The organism is Pseudomonas sp. IT-P258 (assembly GCF_949767825.1).
Taxonomy (GTDB): Bacteria; Pseudomonadota; Gammaproteobacteria; order Pseudomonadales; family Pseudomonadaceae; genus Aquipseudomonas; species Aquipseudomonas monachiensis.
This window is the reverse complement of record NZ_CATKPU010000043.1, coordinates 571,291-587,864: the sequence shown is the minus strand read 5'-3', so window position 1 is coordinate 587,864 and position 16,574 is coordinate 571,291. Positions and strand designations below refer to the sequence as shown.

General features: G+C 61.4%; 16 protein-coding genes and 1 pseudogene. 9 read left to right on the top strand and 8 right to left on the bottom strand.

Going from position 1 to position 16,574, the window contains the following annotated elements:
- Positions 1-34 precede the first annotated feature (34 nt).
- Positions 35-928, bottom strand: coding sequence for a PA4780 family RIO1-like protein kinase (locus ACM6G4_RS18515; RefSeq protein ID WP_056725232.1), 894 nt, complete (start codon positions 926-928; stop codon positions 35-37).
- A gap of 344 nt (positions 929-1,272) precedes the next feature.
- Between ACM6G4_RS18515 and ACM6G4_RS18510 the strand changes: the two are divergent.
- Both ACM6G4_RS18510 and ACM6G4_RS18505 read left to right on the top strand, forming a co-directional pair.
- Positions 1,273-2,463 (top strand): annotated as a pseudogene (locus ACM6G4_RS18510) (cache domain-containing protein); the annotation flags it as partial.
- Between the two features lie 90 nt (positions 2,464-2,553).
- A complete protein-coding gene (locus ACM6G4_RS18505) occupies positions 2,554-3,321 on the top strand; it encodes a methyl-accepting chemotaxis protein (RefSeq protein WP_414914300.1) in 768 nt (255 codons plus the stop codon).
- Between the two features lie 171 nt (positions 3,322-3,492).
- Here the strand turns inward: ACM6G4_RS18505 and ACM6G4_RS18500 are convergent, their stop codons facing one another.
- Positions 3,493-4,770, bottom strand: coding sequence for an acetyl-CoA C-acetyltransferase (locus ACM6G4_RS18500; protein ID WP_414914285.1), 1,278 nt, complete (start codon positions 4,768-4,770; stop codon positions 3,493-3,495).
- A 216-nt stretch (positions 4,771-4,986) separates the two neighbouring features.
- Between ACM6G4_RS18500 and ACM6G4_RS18495 the strand changes: the two genes are divergently transcribed.
- Together ACM6G4_RS18495 and ACM6G4_RS18490 are read left to right on the top strand one after the other, a co-directional pair.
- Positions 4,987-6,339 carry a 3-oxoacyl-ACP reductase gene (locus ACM6G4_RS18495; protein WP_223541695.1) on the top strand — a complete coding sequence of 451 codons (1,353 nt, stop codon included), beginning with the start codon at positions 4,987-4,989 and terminating at the stop codon, positions 6,337-6,339.
- A 2-nt stretch (positions 6,340-6,341) separates the two neighbouring features.
- Entirely contained in the window at positions 6,342-7,196 is an 855-nt protein-coding gene (locus ACM6G4_RS18490) for a MaoC family dehydratase (RefSeq protein ID WP_414914284.1), read from the top strand.
- A 50-nt stretch (positions 7,197-7,246) separates the two neighbouring features.
- Here the strand turns inward: ACM6G4_RS18490 and ACM6G4_RS18485 are convergent, their stop codons facing one another.
- The 3 genes from ACM6G4_RS18485 to ACM6G4_RS18475 all read right to left on the bottom strand — a co-directional run bounded on the left by ACM6G4_RS18485 (position 7,247) and on the right by ACM6G4_RS18475 (position 8,479).
- Positions 7,247-7,369 (bottom strand): hypothetical protein, encoded by a 123-nt coding sequence (locus ACM6G4_RS18485; protein ID WP_414914283.1) that lies wholly within the window; start codon positions 7,367-7,369, stop codon positions 7,247-7,249.
- A gap of 423 nt (positions 7,370-7,792) precedes the next feature.
- Positions 7,793-8,206 (bottom strand): response regulator, encoded by a 414-nt coding sequence (locus ACM6G4_RS18480; RefSeq protein ID WP_414914282.1) that lies wholly within the window; start codon positions 8,204-8,206, stop codon positions 7,793-7,795.
- A gap of 75 nt (positions 8,207-8,281) precedes the next feature.
- Complete coding sequence (locus ACM6G4_RS18475; protein ID WP_414914281.1) at positions 8,282-8,479, bottom strand: Flp family type IVb pilin; 198 nt, start codon at positions 8,477-8,479, stop codon at positions 8,282-8,284.
- Between the two features lie 322 nt (positions 8,480-8,801).
- On the opposite strand from ACM6G4_RS18475, the gene cpaB reads away from it, so the two are divergent.
- The 5 genes from cpaB (at position 8,802) to ACM6G4_RS18450 (ending at position 14,123) form a co-directional block, all read left to right on the top strand.
- Positions 8,802-9,749, top strand: coding sequence for a Flp pilus assembly protein CpaB (cpaB, locus tag ACM6G4_RS18470; RefSeq protein ID WP_414914280.1), 948 nt, complete (start codon positions 8,802-8,804; stop codon positions 9,747-9,749).
- A 119-nt stretch (positions 9,750-9,868) separates the two neighbouring features.
- Positions 9,869-11,059, top strand: a complete 1,191-nt coding sequence (locus ACM6G4_RS18465; RefSeq protein WP_414914279.1) for an AAA family ATPase — start codon at positions 9,869-9,871, stop codon at positions 11,057-11,059.
- Positions 11,056-12,336, top strand: a complete 1,281-nt coding sequence (locus ACM6G4_RS18460; RefSeq protein WP_414914278.1) for a CpaF family protein — start codon at positions 11,056-11,058, stop codon at positions 12,334-12,336. Before ACM6G4_RS18465 ends, ACM6G4_RS18460 begins: the two co-directional genes overlap by 4 nt.
- Positions 12,337-12,345: 9 nt before the next feature.
- Entirely contained in the window at positions 12,346-13,230 is an 885-nt protein-coding gene (locus ACM6G4_RS18455) for a type II secretion system F family protein (protein ID WP_414914277.1), read from the top strand.
- A 2-nt stretch (positions 13,231-13,232) separates the two neighbouring features.
- Positions 13,233-14,123, top strand: coding sequence for a type II secretion system F family protein (locus tag ACM6G4_RS18450; protein WP_414914276.1), 891 nt, complete (start codon positions 13,233-13,235; stop codon positions 14,121-14,123).
- Here ACM6G4_RS18450 and ACM6G4_RS18445 read toward each other — a convergent pair.
- The 3 genes from ACM6G4_RS18445 to ACM6G4_RS18435 form a co-directional block, all read right to left on the bottom strand.
- Entirely contained in the window at positions 14,120-14,380 is a 261-nt protein-coding gene (locus ACM6G4_RS18445) for a DUF6124 family protein (RefSeq protein ID WP_414914275.1), read from the bottom strand. The two genes, ACM6G4_RS18450 and ACM6G4_RS18445, sit on opposite strands and share 4 nt — an antisense overlap.
- Before the next feature lie 785 nt (positions 14,381-15,165).
- On the bottom strand, positions 15,166-15,939 hold the full coding sequence (locus ACM6G4_RS18440; protein WP_223541698.1) for a response regulator transcription factor: 774 nt from the start codon (positions 15,937-15,939) through the stop codon (positions 15,166-15,168).
- Positions 15,940-16,053: 114 nt separating this feature from the next.
- The gene (locus tag ACM6G4_RS18435; RefSeq protein WP_056725252.1) at positions 16,054-16,524 is read right to left on the bottom strand and encodes a prepilin peptidase; all 471 of its coding nucleotides are present in this window, start codon (positions 16,522-16,524) and stop codon (positions 16,054-16,056) included.
- Between the last annotated feature and the right edge of the window lie 50 nt (positions 16,525-16,574).

Sequence of the window (16,574 nt, the reverse complement as noted above, 5' to 3'; positions counted from 1 at the left end):
AAACCCGGCCGAAGCCGGGTTTTTCTTTAACCGATCACTGCATCCATGGCGGAGGCGGTTCTTCGGTCTTGCCCGGCGGAGCATCGTCCGCCGCGCGTACGGCTTGCTTGCGCTCTTCATCCAGGCGCGCGGCCTCGATCTCGCGCATGATGCCGCCCACGTCGGCCAGCTCTTGCGTTTCGGCGAACTCGCCGGTCAGGACACTGGCCGGGTGCAAGGTGCCGGCCTCGTACAAGGCCCACATTTCCTTGGCGTACCTGGTCTTCTTCAACTCCGGCGCAAACCGTCCGAAGTAGGACGCCATGTTGCCCACATCCCGCTCCAGCATGCTGAACGCGTGGTTGTTGCCCGCCGCGTCCACCGCCTGCGGCAGATCAATGATCACCGGGCCAGTCGGCGTCAGCAGGACGTTGAACTCGGACAGGTCGCCGTGCACCAGACCGGTACACAGCATCAGCACGATCTGGGAAATCAGATACGCGTGATATTCGCGGGCCTGATCCGGCTCCAGCACCACATCGTTCAGACGCGGCGCGGCATCACCATACTCGTCGGCCACCAGCTCCATGAGCAGCACGCCTTCGAGAAAGTCGAACGGCTTGGGCACCCGCACACCGGCATTGGCCAGACGGAACAGCGCCGCCACTTCGGCGTTCTGCCAGGCGTCCTCGGTTTCCTTGCGGCCAAACTTGGAGCCCTTGGCCATCGCACGGGCCTGACGGCTGTTGCGCACCTTGCGGCCTTCCTGGTACTCGGCCGCCTGACGGAAACTACGTTTATTCGCCTCCTTGTAGACCTTCGCGCAACGCAACTCGTTGCCGCAGCGCACCACATAAACAGCTGCTTCTTTACCACTCATGAGTGGGCGCAGCACCTCGTCGACCAGACCGTCCTCGATCAGGGGTTCAATGCGTTTTGGAGTCTTCATCAGCTTTTATTGTGGGTCCTTTATTACCAAACACGCGAAAGTCATTCGTTATACGGCAATCCACTCACGGGGGGGAGGGGTTGCCGACTTATGAACATTGCAGATGCACACAATGTACCGATTTCATCAGGTAAAACCGACGACCGCCATGGGTCGTTCCAGATCATAGCCGAGCCTGCGTCACTTGTTGTGCAGGGGCATTGAGGGCAATTGCGACAGAAGCTGACAACACAACTCATGCCTTCCGTAGGATTTTTCCCAACAGACCTCAATTTCCTCCGACAACGGCCGAAGCCCTAAGTGACAAAGTGATTTGTCCGACAATCGCTCCCCCAACAATAGCGATGCCGCACTCAAGGATCCGGGTTGACCAAGAACGTTTACGGCTGCCAATAAACCGCGAGTCATCTGCACTGCGTGGGCCGACAAGAAAATCTGGAGCGCGGATGAACATCAAACAGAAGTTGACCTGGGCGTTTGCAATCATCGCCTGCCTGCCCGTGGTGCTGGTCGCCACCCTCGTTGTGCTGAACCTGCGCAGTGATGCCAGGGACGAATTCGTCGACGGCAGTGCCCGCGAGATTCGTCAGGTCAGCAACGCCATGCAATTGTTCTTTGACGGCATCAGCCAGAACGTCGATTACCTGGCCAAGCAACCGCTGATCCGCAACTCCGACGACAGCCTCAAGACTTACATGGCCGCCAACGCCGAGAGCGTCCCCCAGGGCGAGGCGGACAAAAAAGTCTTCGCCCTGCTCCAGGACCTGGGCAACAGCCACCCGGCCTATGCCTATGCCATCCTCGGCACCGCGGCGGGCGGCTATGTGTCGTGGCCGGATGATCCGAAGCTCAATAACTACGACCCGCGCCAGCGCCCCTGGTACAAGGCCGCCCAGGCCAAACCGGGCAAGCCGTTCCGCACCGAGGCTTACTACTGGGCCCAGGACGACGCGACCTACGTCAGCACCGTGCGCACCATCGACAACAAACTGGGCACCAACGGTGGCGTGGTCAGCATCGACGTGACGCTCAAGCAGCTCACCGAAATCGTCAAGCAGATCAAGCTCGGTGAAACCGGCTACCTGATGCTGCTGGAAAACACCGGCATGGTCCTGGTGGACCCGAAACATCCGGAACACAACTTCAAACCGCTGAACAGCCTTGGCGACGGCTACGCGCAACTGGCCAAGGCCGGCAAGGGCCTGGTGGAAGTGGAGCTGAACGGCGAGCACTACATGGCCAACGTCTGGCCATCGGAGCAACTGGGCTGGACCTTCATCGGCCTGATCAAACAGGACGACGTGATGAGCTCCGCGACCCAGTTGACCTGGTTGATCGCCATCATCGCCGCCGTCCTGGCTGTCATCTTCGCCGTCGTCGGCGCCAGTTTCGCCAGCCTCATCGTGCGCCCGATCCGTAGCGTGGCCAGCGGCCTGGAAGGCATCGCCCAGGGCGAAGGCGACCTGACCCAGAACCTGCAAATCCGTGGCAACGATGAAACCGCGCAACTGGCCAACTGGTTCAACCAGTTCCTGACCGCGATTCGCAACCTGATCCAGAACATCGGCGGCGCGGCGGGCAAGATCCTCGCCACGTCCAAGAGTTCGACCCAGGTCTCCAGCGACATGGCCGAAGCCGCCGGACGCCAGCGTGAAGCGGTGGACATGGTCTCCACGGCGTTCCACGAAATGGTCGCCACCGCCAACGAAGTCGCGCGCTCTTGCAGCCAGGCCGCGGAGTCTGCCGACAGCGGCCAGCGCCAGGCGCGCGAAGGTCAGCAGCAGATCGACGCGGCGGTGAACAGCGTGGATCGCCTGAGCCAGGAAATCGAACAGTCGGCCCAGTCGATGCAACAGCTCGAACGCGACAGCAACGACATTCAGTCGATCCTGGGGACCATCCGTTCGATCGCCGAACAGACCAACCTGCTGGCGCTGAACGCCGCGATCGAAGCGGCCCGTGCCGGTGAACAGGGACGCGGCTTTGCCGTGGTGGCCGACGAAGTGCGGGCCTTGGCCAAGCGCACCGCCGACTCCACGGCGGAAATCGACGGACTGCTGGGCAATCTGGCCAAACGCACCAGCCAGGTGGCCCATCAGATGCACGCCAGCCTGGAAGTATCCCAGCAATCGGTGACCCGCATCGGCGAGGCACGCAACAGCTTCGGACAGATCCGCGAGTCGGTGGACGTGATCCGCGATATGAACACCCAGATCGCCACGGCGGCGGAACAACAGCATCAAGTGGCCGAAGACATCAACCGGCACATCAGCCAGATCCATGGCGATGCGCAATTGGTGGCGGAACTGGCCAACTCGGCGCGCCTGGACTCCCAGAGCCTGGCCGGGTTGTCGAATGAGCTGGACGGGTTGGTGCGCAGGTTCCGGACCTGATCAGCCGGCACACCATCAACCCTTGCTCGCGATGGCGGTATATCAGTCAACATAGATGTTGAAGCTGATGGCCCCATCGCGAGCAAGCTCGCTCCCACAAGGCTTCAGTGTCGTTCACATAATCTGAGCCTGGTAAAAAACCTGTGGAGCGGCCTCCACATTTTTTCGTGTTCAGCGTTCGAGGATGGCGGTCACGCCCTGCCCGCCCGCCGCGCAGATCGAAATCAGTCCCCGCCCCTTGCCCGCCGCATCCAGCAACTTCGCCAGGTTGGCGACGATGCGCCCGCCCGTGGCGGCAAACGGATGCCCCGCCGCCAATGAACTGCCCTTGACGTTGAGCCTGCTGCGGTCGATCGAGCCCAGCGCCGCATCGAGCCCGAGACGGGTTTTGCAGTACTCGGGATCTTCCCAGGCCTTCAAGGTGCACAGCACCTGCGCGGCGAAGGCTTCGTGGATTTCGTAGTAGTCGAAGTCCTGCAAGGTCAGGCCATTGCGCGCCAGCAACCGGGGCACGGCGTAGACCGGTGCCATCAACAAGCCCTCGGCGCCGTTGACGAAATCCACCGCCGCCGCCTCGCCGTCACGCCAGTAGGCCAGGATGGGTAAGCCGCGTGCCTTGGCCCATTCCTCGCTGCCCAACAGCACCAGTGACGCACCATCGGTCAGTGGCGTGGAGTTGCCGGCGGTCAGGGTGCCCTTGGCGCTTTTCTCGTAGGCCGGCTTGAGCGCAGCGAGCTTTTCCAGCGTGGAGTCCGGGCGCAGGTTGTTGTCGCGGGTCAGACCCAGGAAGGGTGTCATCAGGTCGTTGTGCCAGCCCTCGGCGTAGGACGCGGCCAGTTTCTGATGGCTCTCGAACGCTAATTGATCCTGTGCTTCGCGCGGGATGTCCCAGGTCTGCGCCATCAACTCGCAATGCTGTCCCATGGACAACCCGGTACGCGGCTCGCCGTTGCGCGGGAACTCGGGAAGCAGATGCTTGGGACGCAACTGCAGGAAGGTTTTCAGTTTGTCGCCGGTGGTTTTCGCGCGGTTGGCTTGCAGAAGTATTTTGCGCAGGCCTTCGCTGACGCTGATCGGCGCATCCGAGGTAGTGTCCACGCCACCGGCAATGCCACAGTCGATCTGCCCCAGGGCAATCTTGTTCGCCACCAGCAGCGCGGCCTCCAACCCGGTGCCGCACGCCTGCTGGATGTCATAGGCCGGGGTGGCGGGCGACAGTCGCGAACCCAGTACGCACTCACGTGTGAGGTTCATGTCCCGCGACAATTTGAGCACCGCCCCGGCGACCACCTCGCCGATGCGCTGGCCGTGCAGGTTGTAACGCTCGATCAGGCCTTCGAGGGCGGCGGTGAGCATCACCTGGTTACTGGCCGTGGCGTAGGGGCCATTGGAGCGGGCGAAGGGAATCCGGTTACCGCCGATGATCGCGACGCGGCGCAGTTGGGTCATGAAAAGCTCCTGATGAAATTGCCAAAATTGAAACTCCCCCTGTAGGAGCTGCCGAAGGCTGCGATCTTTTGACTTGGCTTTTTTGGAATCAAGATCAACAGATCGCAGCCTTCGGCAGCTCCTACAATGACCAAGCGTAGGCCTTATCTCGTGGATCGAACGACTGATCGCCATTCGTGGTCCACACTTTGATCCCCAGCTTTCGGAGCGCGTTCCATGTCTGACCGCTATATCGACTTCGCCAATTCGTCCATCGGCCACCGCCTGGTCGGCGCCCTGGGGTTGCCGACGCCGACCAGGCTTGAGCGCTGGCAAGCGGGCCGGTTGCGACCTGTGGAAGGCGCACTGCTGATCGGCGGCGGGCCGTTGACCGAACACGTCAACGCCTTCGCCAACCGCCTGACCGACGCGATCTACAGCTACGGCACCGAGCCTTCGATGGCCACGGCCTGGATTCCCGGCCACGGACCGAAACTCAAGGCCGTGGTATTCGACGCCAGTGACCTGCTGCACACCGATCAGCTCAAGCAACTGCGCGAGTTTTTCCAGCCGCTGATGAAGAACCTCGAACACTGTGCGCACCTGGTGATTCTCGGGCGTGACCCGCAAACCCTGCGCGACCCGTTCGCCGCCAGTGCACAGCGTGCCCTGGAAGGTTTCGGCCGTTCCCTGGCCAAGGAATTACGCAGCGGTGCCACCCTGCAATTGATCTACGTCGGCGAAGGTGCCGAGGCGCAGCTGGAAGGCCCGCTGCGGTTTTTCCTCTCGCCGAAAAGCGCCTTCGTGTCCGGGCAGGTCATTCGCTTGAATCCGTGCGCGACGCCAGTCACCGACTGGACACGCCCGCTCGCTGGGCGCAAGGCTCTGGTTACCGGCGCAGCACGCGGTATCGGTGCCGCCATCGCCGAAACCCTGGCCCGTGATGGTGCCGACGTCACCCTGCTCGACGTGCCTGCGGCCAAAACCGATCTCGAAGCGCTCGCCGCGCGCCTCGGCGGGCGCAGCATCACCCTCGACATCTGCGCCGAAGACGCCGCCGCGCAGTTGATCGAACAATTGCCCGATGGCCTCGACATCGTAGTGCACAACGCCGGCATCACCCGGGATAAAACCCTGGCCAACATGACCCCGGAATTCTGGGACGCGGTGCTGGCGGTCAACCTCAATGCGCCGCAAGTGCTGACCAAAGCCCTGCTCGACAGCGGCACCCTGCACGACAACGGCCGGGTGATCCTGCTGGCGTCCATCAGCGGCATCGCCGGCAATCGCGGGCAAACCAATTACGCGGCGAGCAAGGCCGGGTTGATCGGTATGGCACAAGCCTGGGCGCCGCTGCTCCAAGAGCGCGGCATCAGCATCAACGCCGTGGCGCCGGGGTTCATCGAAACGCAGATGACCGCACACATTCCCTTCGGCCTGCGCGAAGCCGGACGGCGCATGAGTTCGCTGGGCCAGGGCGGCCTGCCGCAGGACGTCGCCGAGGCCGTGGCCTGGCTCGCGCAACCGGGCACCGGCGCGTTCACCGGGCAAGCATTGCGCGTATGTGGGCAAAGCGTTCTGGGAGCTTAAGGATGATCACCGACTGGCACACACTCAACCGCGAACCCGGCCTGCCGGGGTTGTACGCACGAGCGGCGACGCGGCGCAAAATCACTGGCAGCCACCTGCCCGATTCGGGGTTGCGTTGCTGGGTCGAAGTCGATCCCAAGCGCCTGGCGGCCTATCGCAAGGTCTGTGGTTTCGCCGACAACGGCCTGCTGCCGCCGACCTACCCGCACATCCTCGGGTTTGCCTTGCAGATGCAACTGCTCACAGCCAGGGACTTCCCGTTCCCGCTGTTGGGTCTGATTCACCTGAGCAACCGCATTCGTGTACTGCGCCCCATGGGCGGGGTGAGTCGGGTGCGCGTCAGCGTGCAAGTGCAGAACCTGCTACCCCACGCCAAAGGCGCAACGTTCGATTTGCTGACCACACTCGACGATCAGTTGGGCCCGCTGTGGGAAGCAGAAAGCCGGATGCTCTGTCGCGGCGTCAAACTCGAGGGCGAACCGCTCGAAGAGAGCCTGGTACCGAGCCTGGCCCTGAGCGAAGTCGAGCACTGGAAAGCGCCCTCGGACATCGGCCGGCAATACGCCAAGGTGTCCGGCGACTACAACCCGATTCACCTGAGCGCGGCCAGCGCCCGACTCTTCGGCTTCCCGACCGCCATCGCCCATGGCCTGTGGAACAAGGCGCGCACCCTGGCTGCGCTGGCCGGGCATCTGCCTGTGGCGAATGTCGAGATCGAAGTGCAGTTCAAGAAGCCGGTACGGCTGCCCAGTGAAATGACGTTGCTGGCCAGTACGCCGGGGCCGAGTGGGGACTTTCAATTGGTGGGTCTCGGGGAGCTGGAGCATATGGTCGGGCATTGGCGACCGGTGGCCTGAACGGCTGATATTCATGGTGAGGAAGCGTGCTCCTGATGGGCTGCGTACACTCAGATAATCAGGTCGGCTTTCAGGCCGCCTTCGCGGGCAAGCCCGCTCCCACAGGGCCAAGGTACATCCGCCAGGTTCAGGTCGGCCGGCAGGCAGTCTTCGCGGGCAAGTCGGATCGCCACACCGCCGCTCCCACAGAAGAGCAAAGGCAGGTCGGCGTACACCCACGCTCTTCACCACTCATCAGGCCGAGCGTTAGCTCGCCTGCAGCTCTTGATCTTGATCCACCCGCCCCCTCGGAAGGCTGAGTGGAGGTGTTTATCCGGGGATTGGCGCGCAGCGCCGTTCGACGCAGTCGAACTCATTGCATGTAGGTCGAAGCGAAGCCGACCGGAGGGCAATGCCCCCGGATGAATACCGCAGCGAAGGAACCCCGAGCCTTAGCGAGGGGCCGTACGTAAGGGGCGAGCGTTTTTTGCTTACTTTTTTAGGCGCTTGTAAAAAAGTGAGTCGCCGTAAGGGCGAAACCGCCAGCCGCCGTTACCGCAGAAATGGATATGTACTCAACCCAAACCACCAACATGGTCGGCTCAGAGGCCGCCAAGTCAACGCTTGACCAGATAAACCTGCGGCTGAGGAAACAGATTATTGAGCGTCTCCAACAACCGCACGTGATAAATCGGCTTGCGAAAAAGATCCAGCACCTGCAAGCGCAACATGTCACTGACATCATCCATGCCCGCATGCCCCGACATCACAATCACCGGCAAATGCTGGCGCGACGTATGCTCGCGCAAGCGCTTGATCAACGACATGCCGCTCTCCTCCGGCATGCGCAAATCGGTGATCACCAAAGCGATATCGGGATGCCGGGTCAGATGCTGCAGCGCGAGCTTGACCGAAGTGGCCGTAAAGCAGTTGAACCCCTCACCCTCCAGCAACTCCGCCAACTCAAGCAATGCGTCCTCTTCGTCATCCACCAGAAGCAACTGTTGGCGTGGCTGTGCGAGAGTGTTCATGAGGTAACACCTGCATTGGACGAAGCACTGACGTTAGAAACCCTGTGAGGCAACAGCAAATTGTCGACTTCCTTGTCACAATGCGGCTTGAATCGCAGTGAACGTGGTCGTGATAGCAGTCTGGACACCCGTACTGAAACCAGCGAGCACCACCGCGACCATGGCCGCAATGATCGCGTACTCAATACCGGACGCACCCTCGGTATCCTTGGCCAGGCCCTTGTAAAAAGCGATCCCGGATTTGACCTTCTCAGCAAGCTTGGAAAAAGACATGGCATTTCTCCTGGACGACGACGGGTGTTGCACGGACGCAACATGATTCCCCAGTGCCAGCACCAGCATTGTCGGCATTCCCAGGCCCAACAACTGTAAATACGCATTAATACGAAAGCATTAACCGTTTCGTTGACGTCAAAAACAGGTCGTTTTATCGCAACTTTGCACTTCCGTTAGATATTTTCCCCGCACTAATGGCATTTTGCTCTACCTGCGCTACGGTCAAATAGCGAAATAGTTCCATGTTCATAGCTGCCTGATTGCGAAGTTGTCTCGTTGGACTTGACGAGGTTTGCGCAGCAGGAAAGGGAGAGCCTTCATGAACAGCCGTGTCACTCTGGGCCTCGCCGGACTGTTTCTGGTCGGCGCCATCATTACCGGCTACTGGGGACTCTCATTGAGTCGCCAACCGGCCCCCGAGGCCGTTGCCCAATCCACCGCCAATGCACTGCTGGCCATCCCACAGGCACCTCTGTCGGCAAATGACCCGCCCCGCCATCCGGTGGTCGTGCTGGTCAACGATGTCGCGCCATATACCCCGGTCACCCCCGCCGATGTCGTCCTGGAACAGTTGCACACCGCCCCGGTCGGCAGCCTGACCAGCCTCGACCAGGCGATTGGCCGTACCCCCTGGCGCGCCCTCACCGCCGGCAGCTGGCTCAACGACGAAAGCTTCGAAGCCGGCAGCAAGCTGTCGCGGATGATCCGCCCCAATGAGCGCGCCCTCGCGGTCGCCACAGACGAAGTGGTCATAGTCGGCGGGCAACTGACGCCGGGGGACTATGTCGATGTGCTGCTGTTCCTGCGCATGGACACCCTCAATCCTCAGCCAACGGCTCAACTCGTAGTGCCGGCCTTGCGGGTGCTCGGGGTCGGCGAGCAATTGGGGTTGACCAACGACGGCCAGCCTTCCAGCCCGGCGCGCAACGCCGATGAAAAACTCAAACAGGATCAATCCCGCGCCGCGGCGCGGACCGTGTTGCTCGCCGTTCCTGAACAACTGGTGAGCCGCCTGATGCTCGCGACCCAGGCCGGCGTGCTGCGCCTGGCCGTGCGTAGCGCCGATGAAAAACGCCTGGCGCGCTACTGGGCCGGCGACAGCGGCTCTGCCGCCAACCTGGCCAATGCCAACCGCGAGTTGTTGCAATTCAGCCAACTGGCCATGACCGGGCCACCCAAACCTGTCACTACCAGTTCTGGCGCCGCGCCGCGCAAGCAGAGCGTGGAAGTCATTCGCGGTAACGAGATCACCCAACAAACACCCTGAGTCGAGCAAGGATGCCTTTCCATGCGCAGACCTTTTACGCCACTGTTCAACGGCTTGATCCGGGCCAATTTGCTCGGCGGCCTGCCGGCGAGTGCGGTATCACGTAGCGAGTTACCGCAATGAGCCAGAACCTGAGTCAAACCTTCCTCGCGATCACACGCAACAGTACCGACCTGGAATGGCTGCAAGGTGCCCTTGCGCCCTTGGGCCAGGTGGTCAGCGCCGGTGGCGGCAGCCTCGACGAACTGTTGGCACTGGTGGACGTGACCTGCGCCAGCCTGGTGTTCATCGGCCTGGACCGCGACCACGTGGTCACCCAAAGCGCGTTGATCGAAAGCGCACTGGAAGCCAAACCGATGCTGGCGATCGTCGCGCTGGGCGACGGCATGGACAACCAGCTTGTACTCAATGCGATGCGCGCCGGGGCCAGGGACTTCGTGGCCTATGGTTCACGCTCAAGTGAAGTCGCGGGGCTGGTGCGACGCCTGAGCAAACGCCTGCCCGCTGTCGCGCCGAACACGCACCTTGGCCGCCTGACCGTGCTGTATGGCGTGCAGAGCAGCGCCGACGGCGCGTTGCTGGCCACACACATGGCGCAAGTGGTGCAAAAAAGCGGTCAGCACACGCTGCTGCTGGACCTTGGATTACCCCGGGGCGATAGCCTGGCGCTGCTGGGCCTTGAAAGCTCGTTTCATTTCGGCGATGCATTGCGCCACTTGCGACGCCTGGACGCGACACTGATCGACAGCGCCTTCACCAGTTGCGAAGCCGGGCTGCGCATCCTCGCCTACGCCAGTGGCGACGAACCGCTGGAACACACCAGCGCCGCCGAGCTGTACATGTTGCTCAGTGCCCTGCGCCAACACTTCCAGCACATCGTGGTAAACCTCACCGGCCAACCCGACAGTGAGGCGCTGCGCACCTTCGTCAGCCATTGCGACAAACTGCTGTGGTACACCGACCAGAACGTGCTTGACTGCCGCCGCAACCTCACGGTGCTCAACTTGTGGCGCGAAAAAGGCATGAAGCTCGATCACGCCAGACTGCTCGTGGACCGCTACCTGCGCAGCGTCGCACCGGACTCCGACACCCTGGGCAAGACGTTCGGCCTGGAGATCATCGCCACCCTCGCCTACAGCCCGGAAGTGCGGCTCAACGCCAAGAACCAGGGCCTGACCTTGTTCGAACTGGCCCCACGCGAGGGCCTCACCCAGGGCCTGCGCGCCCTCGGCGAGCGCCTGGCCAAGCATTCCGAAGGCCTGGCCAAACCCAAGACCGGCTGGTTCAACCGCTTGAGGGGCGCACAATGAGCAGTGAAAAACTCTTCGGTTCCCCCCATCGCGGCGCAGTCGGCAACACCGACCACGAAGGCCTGAAACTGGTGCTGCACCGCTACATCATCGACGCCATCGAAGAGTCGGGGAAAAACCTGCTGGAGGGTTCGCGCCACGCGCTGTCGCAGTTCGTGATCGACAAGGTGGCCGAGTACATCGCGCGTTTGCACCTGGCGATTTCCCGCTATGAAATGGAGCGCCTGGCCGAAGAGATCGTCGACGAACTCACCGGTTTCGGTCCTCTGGAAGTACTGCTGCGCGACCCGACGGTGACCGAGATTCTGGTCAACGGGCCGCACCGGGTATTTGTCGAACGCGAAGGCTTGCTGCACTTGAGTGACCTGCGCTTTATCGATTCGCACCACGTCGAACGTGTCATGCAACGGATTCTCGCGCCCCTGGGTCGACGTCTCGATGAGTCCTCGCCCATGGTCGACGCGCGCCTGCCGGACGGCAGCAGGGTCAACGCCATCATTCCGCCGATTGCCCTCGATGGCCCGTGCCTGTCGATCCGAAAGTTCCGCCAGGACATGCTCAAAAGCTCCGACCTGATCGCGATGCAAACCATCGATCACGGGATCTTCGAATTCATTCATGAAGCCGTGGGCAAGCGCTGCAACATCCTGATCAGCGGCGGCACCGGCACCGGCAAGACCACGCTGCTGAACATTCTCAGCCAGTTGATCAACCCCCACGAACGACTGGTCACCATCGAAGACGTCGCCGAACTGCAACTGGGCCACCCTCACGTCGTGCGCCTGGAAACCCGTCCACCGAATGCCGAAGGCCATGGCGAGGTGAAAGCCAGCGACCTGATTCGCAACGCCCTGCGGATGCGCCCGGACCGGATCATCCTCGGTGAGATTCGCGGCGTCGAAGTGGTCGATGTGCTGACCGCGATGAACACCGGCCACGACGGTTCGATGAGTACCGTACACGCCAACAACGCCCAGGATGCACTGCTGCGCCTGGAAACCCTGGTGGGCTTGACCGGTCGCAGCATCGCCGAACGCACCCTGCGACAAATGATCTGCGCGGCGCTCGACGTGGTCATCCAGCTCACGCGCCTGCCCGACGGTCGCCGCTGCGTCAGTGAAGTGGTGGAAGTCGTTGGTGTGCGCGACGACGTGTATGTCACCAACACACTGTTCCGTTTCGACCGCCACACCGGATTTGGTTTCCTGCGCGAAGCCGTGAACCCGGCTGGCGACAAATTGCGCCGGGACTCGGCGCTGTCTCCCTCGGCGTACTGAGGTCACGGCATGCTCAAACCGGCGCTGCTCATCCTCGTTTGCCTGATCTTTGTCGGCCTGGCGCTGCGCCTGCTCTATAGCGGCTTGCGCCAGACCGGCAACGAACGGATTCTGGGACGCCTGAACCAGGGACAACCGCTTCGGGCCGTGCAGAAGTCATCATGGGCGGGCCTTGAGCGGGCGTTCCTGCGTGCCGGTCTCGGACGCCCCACCGAACGCCTGGGCCAATGGCTGGTGTTCTGGATACTCGGGGTGCTGCTGGGGATTGCCCTGGGTGGCTGGATCGGCGCGCTACTGGCGCTGCTGGTGCCTCCGGTGGTGCTACGACTATTCGTCAGCTGGCGTTATCAGCGTCGCCTCAGTCGCATGATCGACCAACTGCCGATGCTGCTCGACCATGCCGTACGCAGCTTGAAGTCCGGGCGAACCCTGGCCGATGCCGTGCTCGGCGCCATCGATGCGGCCGAACACCCGCTGAAAAATGCGATGGGCCGGATTCAACGCAATGTGCAACTGGGGGTCAGCCTGGCAGACGCCGCTTCGGACTTCGCCGAACTGTACGAAAAAGACGAACTACGCCTGCTCGCACTCGGCTTGAAGGTCAACCACCACTACGGCGGCAATGCCAGTGAGCTGTTGGAAAACCTGATCAAGATGATCCGCGAGCGCGAGCAAGCGGCTCGCCAGTTGAAGGCCATGACCGGCGAAACCCGCATCACCGCCGTGGTCCTGGCCCTGCTGCCGGCCTCGGTCGCTGGCTACTTTCTACTCACCAATCCAACCTACCTGCTTTCCATGTGGCACGACAGCTCGGGGCAAATCATGCTGGCGAGTGCCTTCGGATTTCAGGTATTCGGTTGCCTGGCGCTTTGGCGCATGTTGCGTAGCCTATGAATATGACGATGCTCTTGCTGGTGAGCGCACTGCTGCTTTTCGGGGCTGCGCTGTTGTTGCTCAGCGCCTTGCTGGACCAAAGCCGACGGGCACGCCAAGTGGCCCAGCGCCTGGATGGCAAGGCGCCCGGTGATAGCCACCTCACCCAACTGCTGCATGCCCTGGGTGCCAGTCGGCTGGGGCAGCAGTCGGTCAAAATGGACAACGAAACCCAGGCCCTGCTCAACCGCCTGGGCTGGCGCAGCGTACGCCAACGCTCGCTGTTCGCCGCCTTGCAGGTGGGTGTGCCGATGTTGGCGCTGTCCTTGTGCCTGCTGATCCAGGGGCTGTTCTTCCCGAATGTGGAGAACCACTGGATCGCCCCGATGCTCGCCACCAGCGCCGGCTATCTGTTGCCCAAGCGCTGGCTGGCCGCCGCCGCACAGCGTCGGCAAAAACAACTGGCCACCGAAACCTCGACCTTCATTGCACTGCTGCGCACCCTGTTCGAATCCGGCATGGCGGTGGAGCAATCCCTGCGTGTGCTGAGCCAGGAGGGCAGGCAGTTGCTGCCCGTCCTGACCCATGAACTGCGCCTGATTCTGACCCGCGTCGACTCCGGCCTGGAACTGGGCGAAGAGTTGAGCAAGACCACCCGCTTGCTTGCGGTAGACGAGTTCACCGACACCTGCGTGATCCTTCAACAATTGATCCATCAGGGTGGCGGCGCGATGAAATCCCTGCTGGCGCTCAAACAGTTGCTCGACGACCGACGCCTGACGCGCCTGCAGGAATACATCTCCAAAATGTCCGCCAAAATGTCCGTGGTGATGATGCTGTTTCTCTTCCCGGCGTTATTGATCGTCCTGGCCGGCCCGGGCTTTACGGCCCTGGCCAGGTCCTTTGGCCACTAATCCTGCGGATCGAGATGATCCAGCGCCCGATTCACCGCCAGCTCACCCAGCATGATCACCTGCGCAATCCCCAGCATCGTATTGCGCTGCGAGCCCTGCAGAAACCCAGCGAAATCACTCGCCATCACACTCGCCGACGCCAGTGACTCACAGGCGTGGGCCAGCAAGGTTTCGGTGTCGATATTCGGGGCGATGACAAACATCGTGCCTGGCTTGTGGGTGACAGGTTTTGGGGGATTTGGGGTGGGTTTGATCATGGTGAAGCTCCAAGTATGAGATGGAGCTGCCACTGATCGCCGCGACAGCAATCAAGGGTGGCAGCTGTACGCGGGGTCGCGGACCGAGCTACTTGGAAACCCGGCATACCCGAAGGTATCCCGCGCACAGCCACCATTACATCAAACGACAAGCACCGAAGCGCTCCGGTTTGAGCCGGTGGATTATGCACCAAGTAGACTAAAAGGCCGCGACAGCCCGGTCACTGATTTTGCAGCGACCGACAAAGGCTAGAGATCGCGCTTCCGACGGACAACCTGAAAAGCGTGTCGGAGATTTCCCAGGGGTTTGAGGAGAACTACACAGGAATGTGTTGGCTGAAAGGACGTCATCGCGGGCAAGCCCGCTCCCACAGAAAGGCAAAGACAGGTCGGCGTACACCGCGTCGCTCTTCACCACTCATCAGGCCGAGCGTTAGCTCGCCTGCAGCTCTTGATCTTGATCCACCCGCCCCCTCGGAAGGCTGAGTGGAGGTGTTTATCCGGGGATTGGCGCGCAGCGCCGTTCGACGCAGTCGAACTCATTGCATGTAGGTCGAAGCGAAGCCGACCGGAGGGCAATGCCCCCGGATGAATACCGCAGCGAAGGAACCCCGAGCCTTAGCGAGGGGCCGTACGTAAGGGGCGAGCGTTTTTTGCTTACTTTTTTAGGCGTTTGTAAAAAAGTGAGTCGCCGTAAGGGCGAAACCGCCAGCCGCCGTTACCAAAGAAACGGATATGTACACAACCCAAACCACCAGCATGGTCGGCCCAGAGGCCGCCAAGCCTCAGTGCGCCGTAACCCGCTGCCGCCCCACGGTCCCACTGGGCGACAAGGCCAACGCCAACTGCGTCCGATTATGCATATGCGTCAACCGCAACACCTGCGACACATACAACTTCACCGTGTTCTCGGTAATCCCCAACTCACAGGCAATCTGATAATTGGTCTGCCCCTTGCCCACCAACCGCGCCACGTCCAGTTGCCGCGGTGACAGCTGATTGAAAATCGCCGGAACCTCCACCGCATCACCATCAGCGACACCCGCGTCAGCCGCATGCGGCCCACGCCGAACCTTGTCCAGATCCTGGTACAGATCATCGATCGACTCGGACAGATACTGCAGCTTCTGATTCAAATGCCCCAACTGCAGGTTCTTGTGCCTCTCCTGCAAGGCCACTTCCTGCCGCTGCAAACCCTCGAACAACTCATCCAGATCGATCGGCTTCTGATAATAGTCGGCAACGCCAGCGCGCAGGGCCTTGATCACATCCTGCTTGTCGGCACACCCGGTGAGCATGATCGCCTCGAACGCCCGGTGCTTGCCCGATAGCCGCTGCAACTCCTGCATCAGTTCAATACCGTCCATGCCGGGCATGTGAAGGTCCAGTAGCACCAGGCCGATATCGAGGTCTTCGTTGAAACGCTCGATCGCCTGATAGCCCGATTCGCAGGGAACACAACGGTAACCTTTGCCCTCCAGAAATTCGCAAAGCTCTTCAACGATCAATGGCGCATCGTCGACCACAAGGACTTTTACTGCCGAAGTAAACTTGCTCACGAGTAACTCCCTGTCAGGTCAAAGGTTGACCCGTCCCTCAGCGACAGCCAGCGGCTGTACAACTTCTGTCTGAAAAGTAGACGTAGTTTGCGGCTATGTACACAAAAGGGTCGGCTAGCGGAACCAGGCAAATGTCAGAATCAGCCCCACCAGCACGAAGGGTGCAAATGGCTGCTTCCTTGACAGTTCAGGTGCCATGTAAAAAAGATGGGTTCTAAGCCCTTGACCCATATGAAGCCAGACTCTTGGCGCCAGCAGCAGCCAGAAAACGCTGGCCAATCCGGCGCCAATAAACGTGCCGAGCACGTGCATACCGTCCGTCGCAAGAGCCAGGGCGGCCATGAGTTTCACGTCGGCGCCACCCATTCGCTTCATGGCATAGCCCGGTAGCGTGAAGCCCAGGGCCAACAAAAAGGCCCAGCCACCCTGTTGTGCCTCGGCACCCAGCCAGGTCGTGCCGCTCCACAGCAACCATGCCAGGGCCAGGGCACCGCCGCCCAGGGTGAGGCCGTTGGCGATGTGCCGTTGCCGGGCATCCTGTGCGGCGCACAGCGCCAGCCAGATCAGTAGGACAAAGCTCTGCATTCGGTAAAAAACGTCCGTTTTGGCTGAATGATTCTATGCTGACATTACTC

Excerpts from the sequence above, each read along its gene's own strand:
- ACM6G4_RS18515 (WP_056725232.1), bottom strand. The coding sequence starts at position 928 with ATGAAGACTCCAAAACGCATTGAACCCCTGATCGAGGACGGTCTGGTC.
- ACM6G4_RS18505 (WP_414914300.1), top strand. The coding sequence starts at position 2,554 with ATGGCCGAAGCCGCCGGACGCCAGCGTGAAGCGGTGGACATGGTCTCC.
- ACM6G4_RS18500 (WP_414914285.1), bottom strand. The coding sequence starts at position 4,770 with ATGACCCAACTGCGCCGCGTCGCGATCATCGGCGGTAACCGGATTCCC.
- ACM6G4_RS18495 (WP_223541695.1), top strand. The coding sequence starts at position 4,987 with ATGTCTGACCGCTATATCGACTTCGCCAATTCGTCCATCGGCCACCGC.
- ACM6G4_RS18490 (WP_414914284.1), top strand. The coding sequence starts at position 6,342 with ATGATCACCGACTGGCACACACTCAACCGCGAACCCGGCCTGCCGGGG.
- ACM6G4_RS18480 (WP_414914282.1), bottom strand. The coding sequence starts at position 8,206 with ATGAACACTCTCGCACAGCCACGCCAACAGTTGCTTCTGGTGGATGAC.
- ACM6G4_RS18475 (WP_414914281.1), bottom strand. The coding sequence starts at position 8,479 with ATGTCTTTTTCCAAGCTTGCTGAGAAGGTCAAATCCGGGATCGCTTTT.
- cpaB (WP_414914280.1), top strand. The coding sequence starts at position 8,802 with ATGAACAGCCGTGTCACTCTGGGCCTCGCCGGACTGTTTCTGGTCGGC.
- ACM6G4_RS18465 (WP_414914279.1), top strand. The coding sequence starts at position 9,869 with ATGAGCCAGAACCTGAGTCAAACCTTCCTCGCGATCACACGCAACAGT.
- ACM6G4_RS18460 (WP_414914278.1), top strand. The coding sequence starts at position 11,056 with ATGAGCAGTGAAAAACTCTTCGGTTCCCCCCATCGCGGCGCAGTCGGC.
- ACM6G4_RS18455 (WP_414914277.1), top strand. The coding sequence starts at position 12,346 with ATGCTCAAACCGGCGCTGCTCATCCTCGTTTGCCTGATCTTTGTCGGC.
- ACM6G4_RS18450 (WP_414914276.1), top strand. The coding sequence starts at position 13,233 with ATGACGATGCTCTTGCTGGTGAGCGCACTGCTGCTTTTCGGGGCTGCG.
- ACM6G4_RS18445 (WP_414914275.1), bottom strand. The coding sequence starts at position 14,380 with ATGATCAAACCCACCCCAAATCCCCCAAAACCTGTCACCCACAAGCCA.
- ACM6G4_RS18435 (WP_056725252.1), bottom strand. The coding sequence starts at position 16,524 with ATGCAGAGCTTTGTCCTACTGATCTGGCTGGCGCTGTGCGCCGCACAG.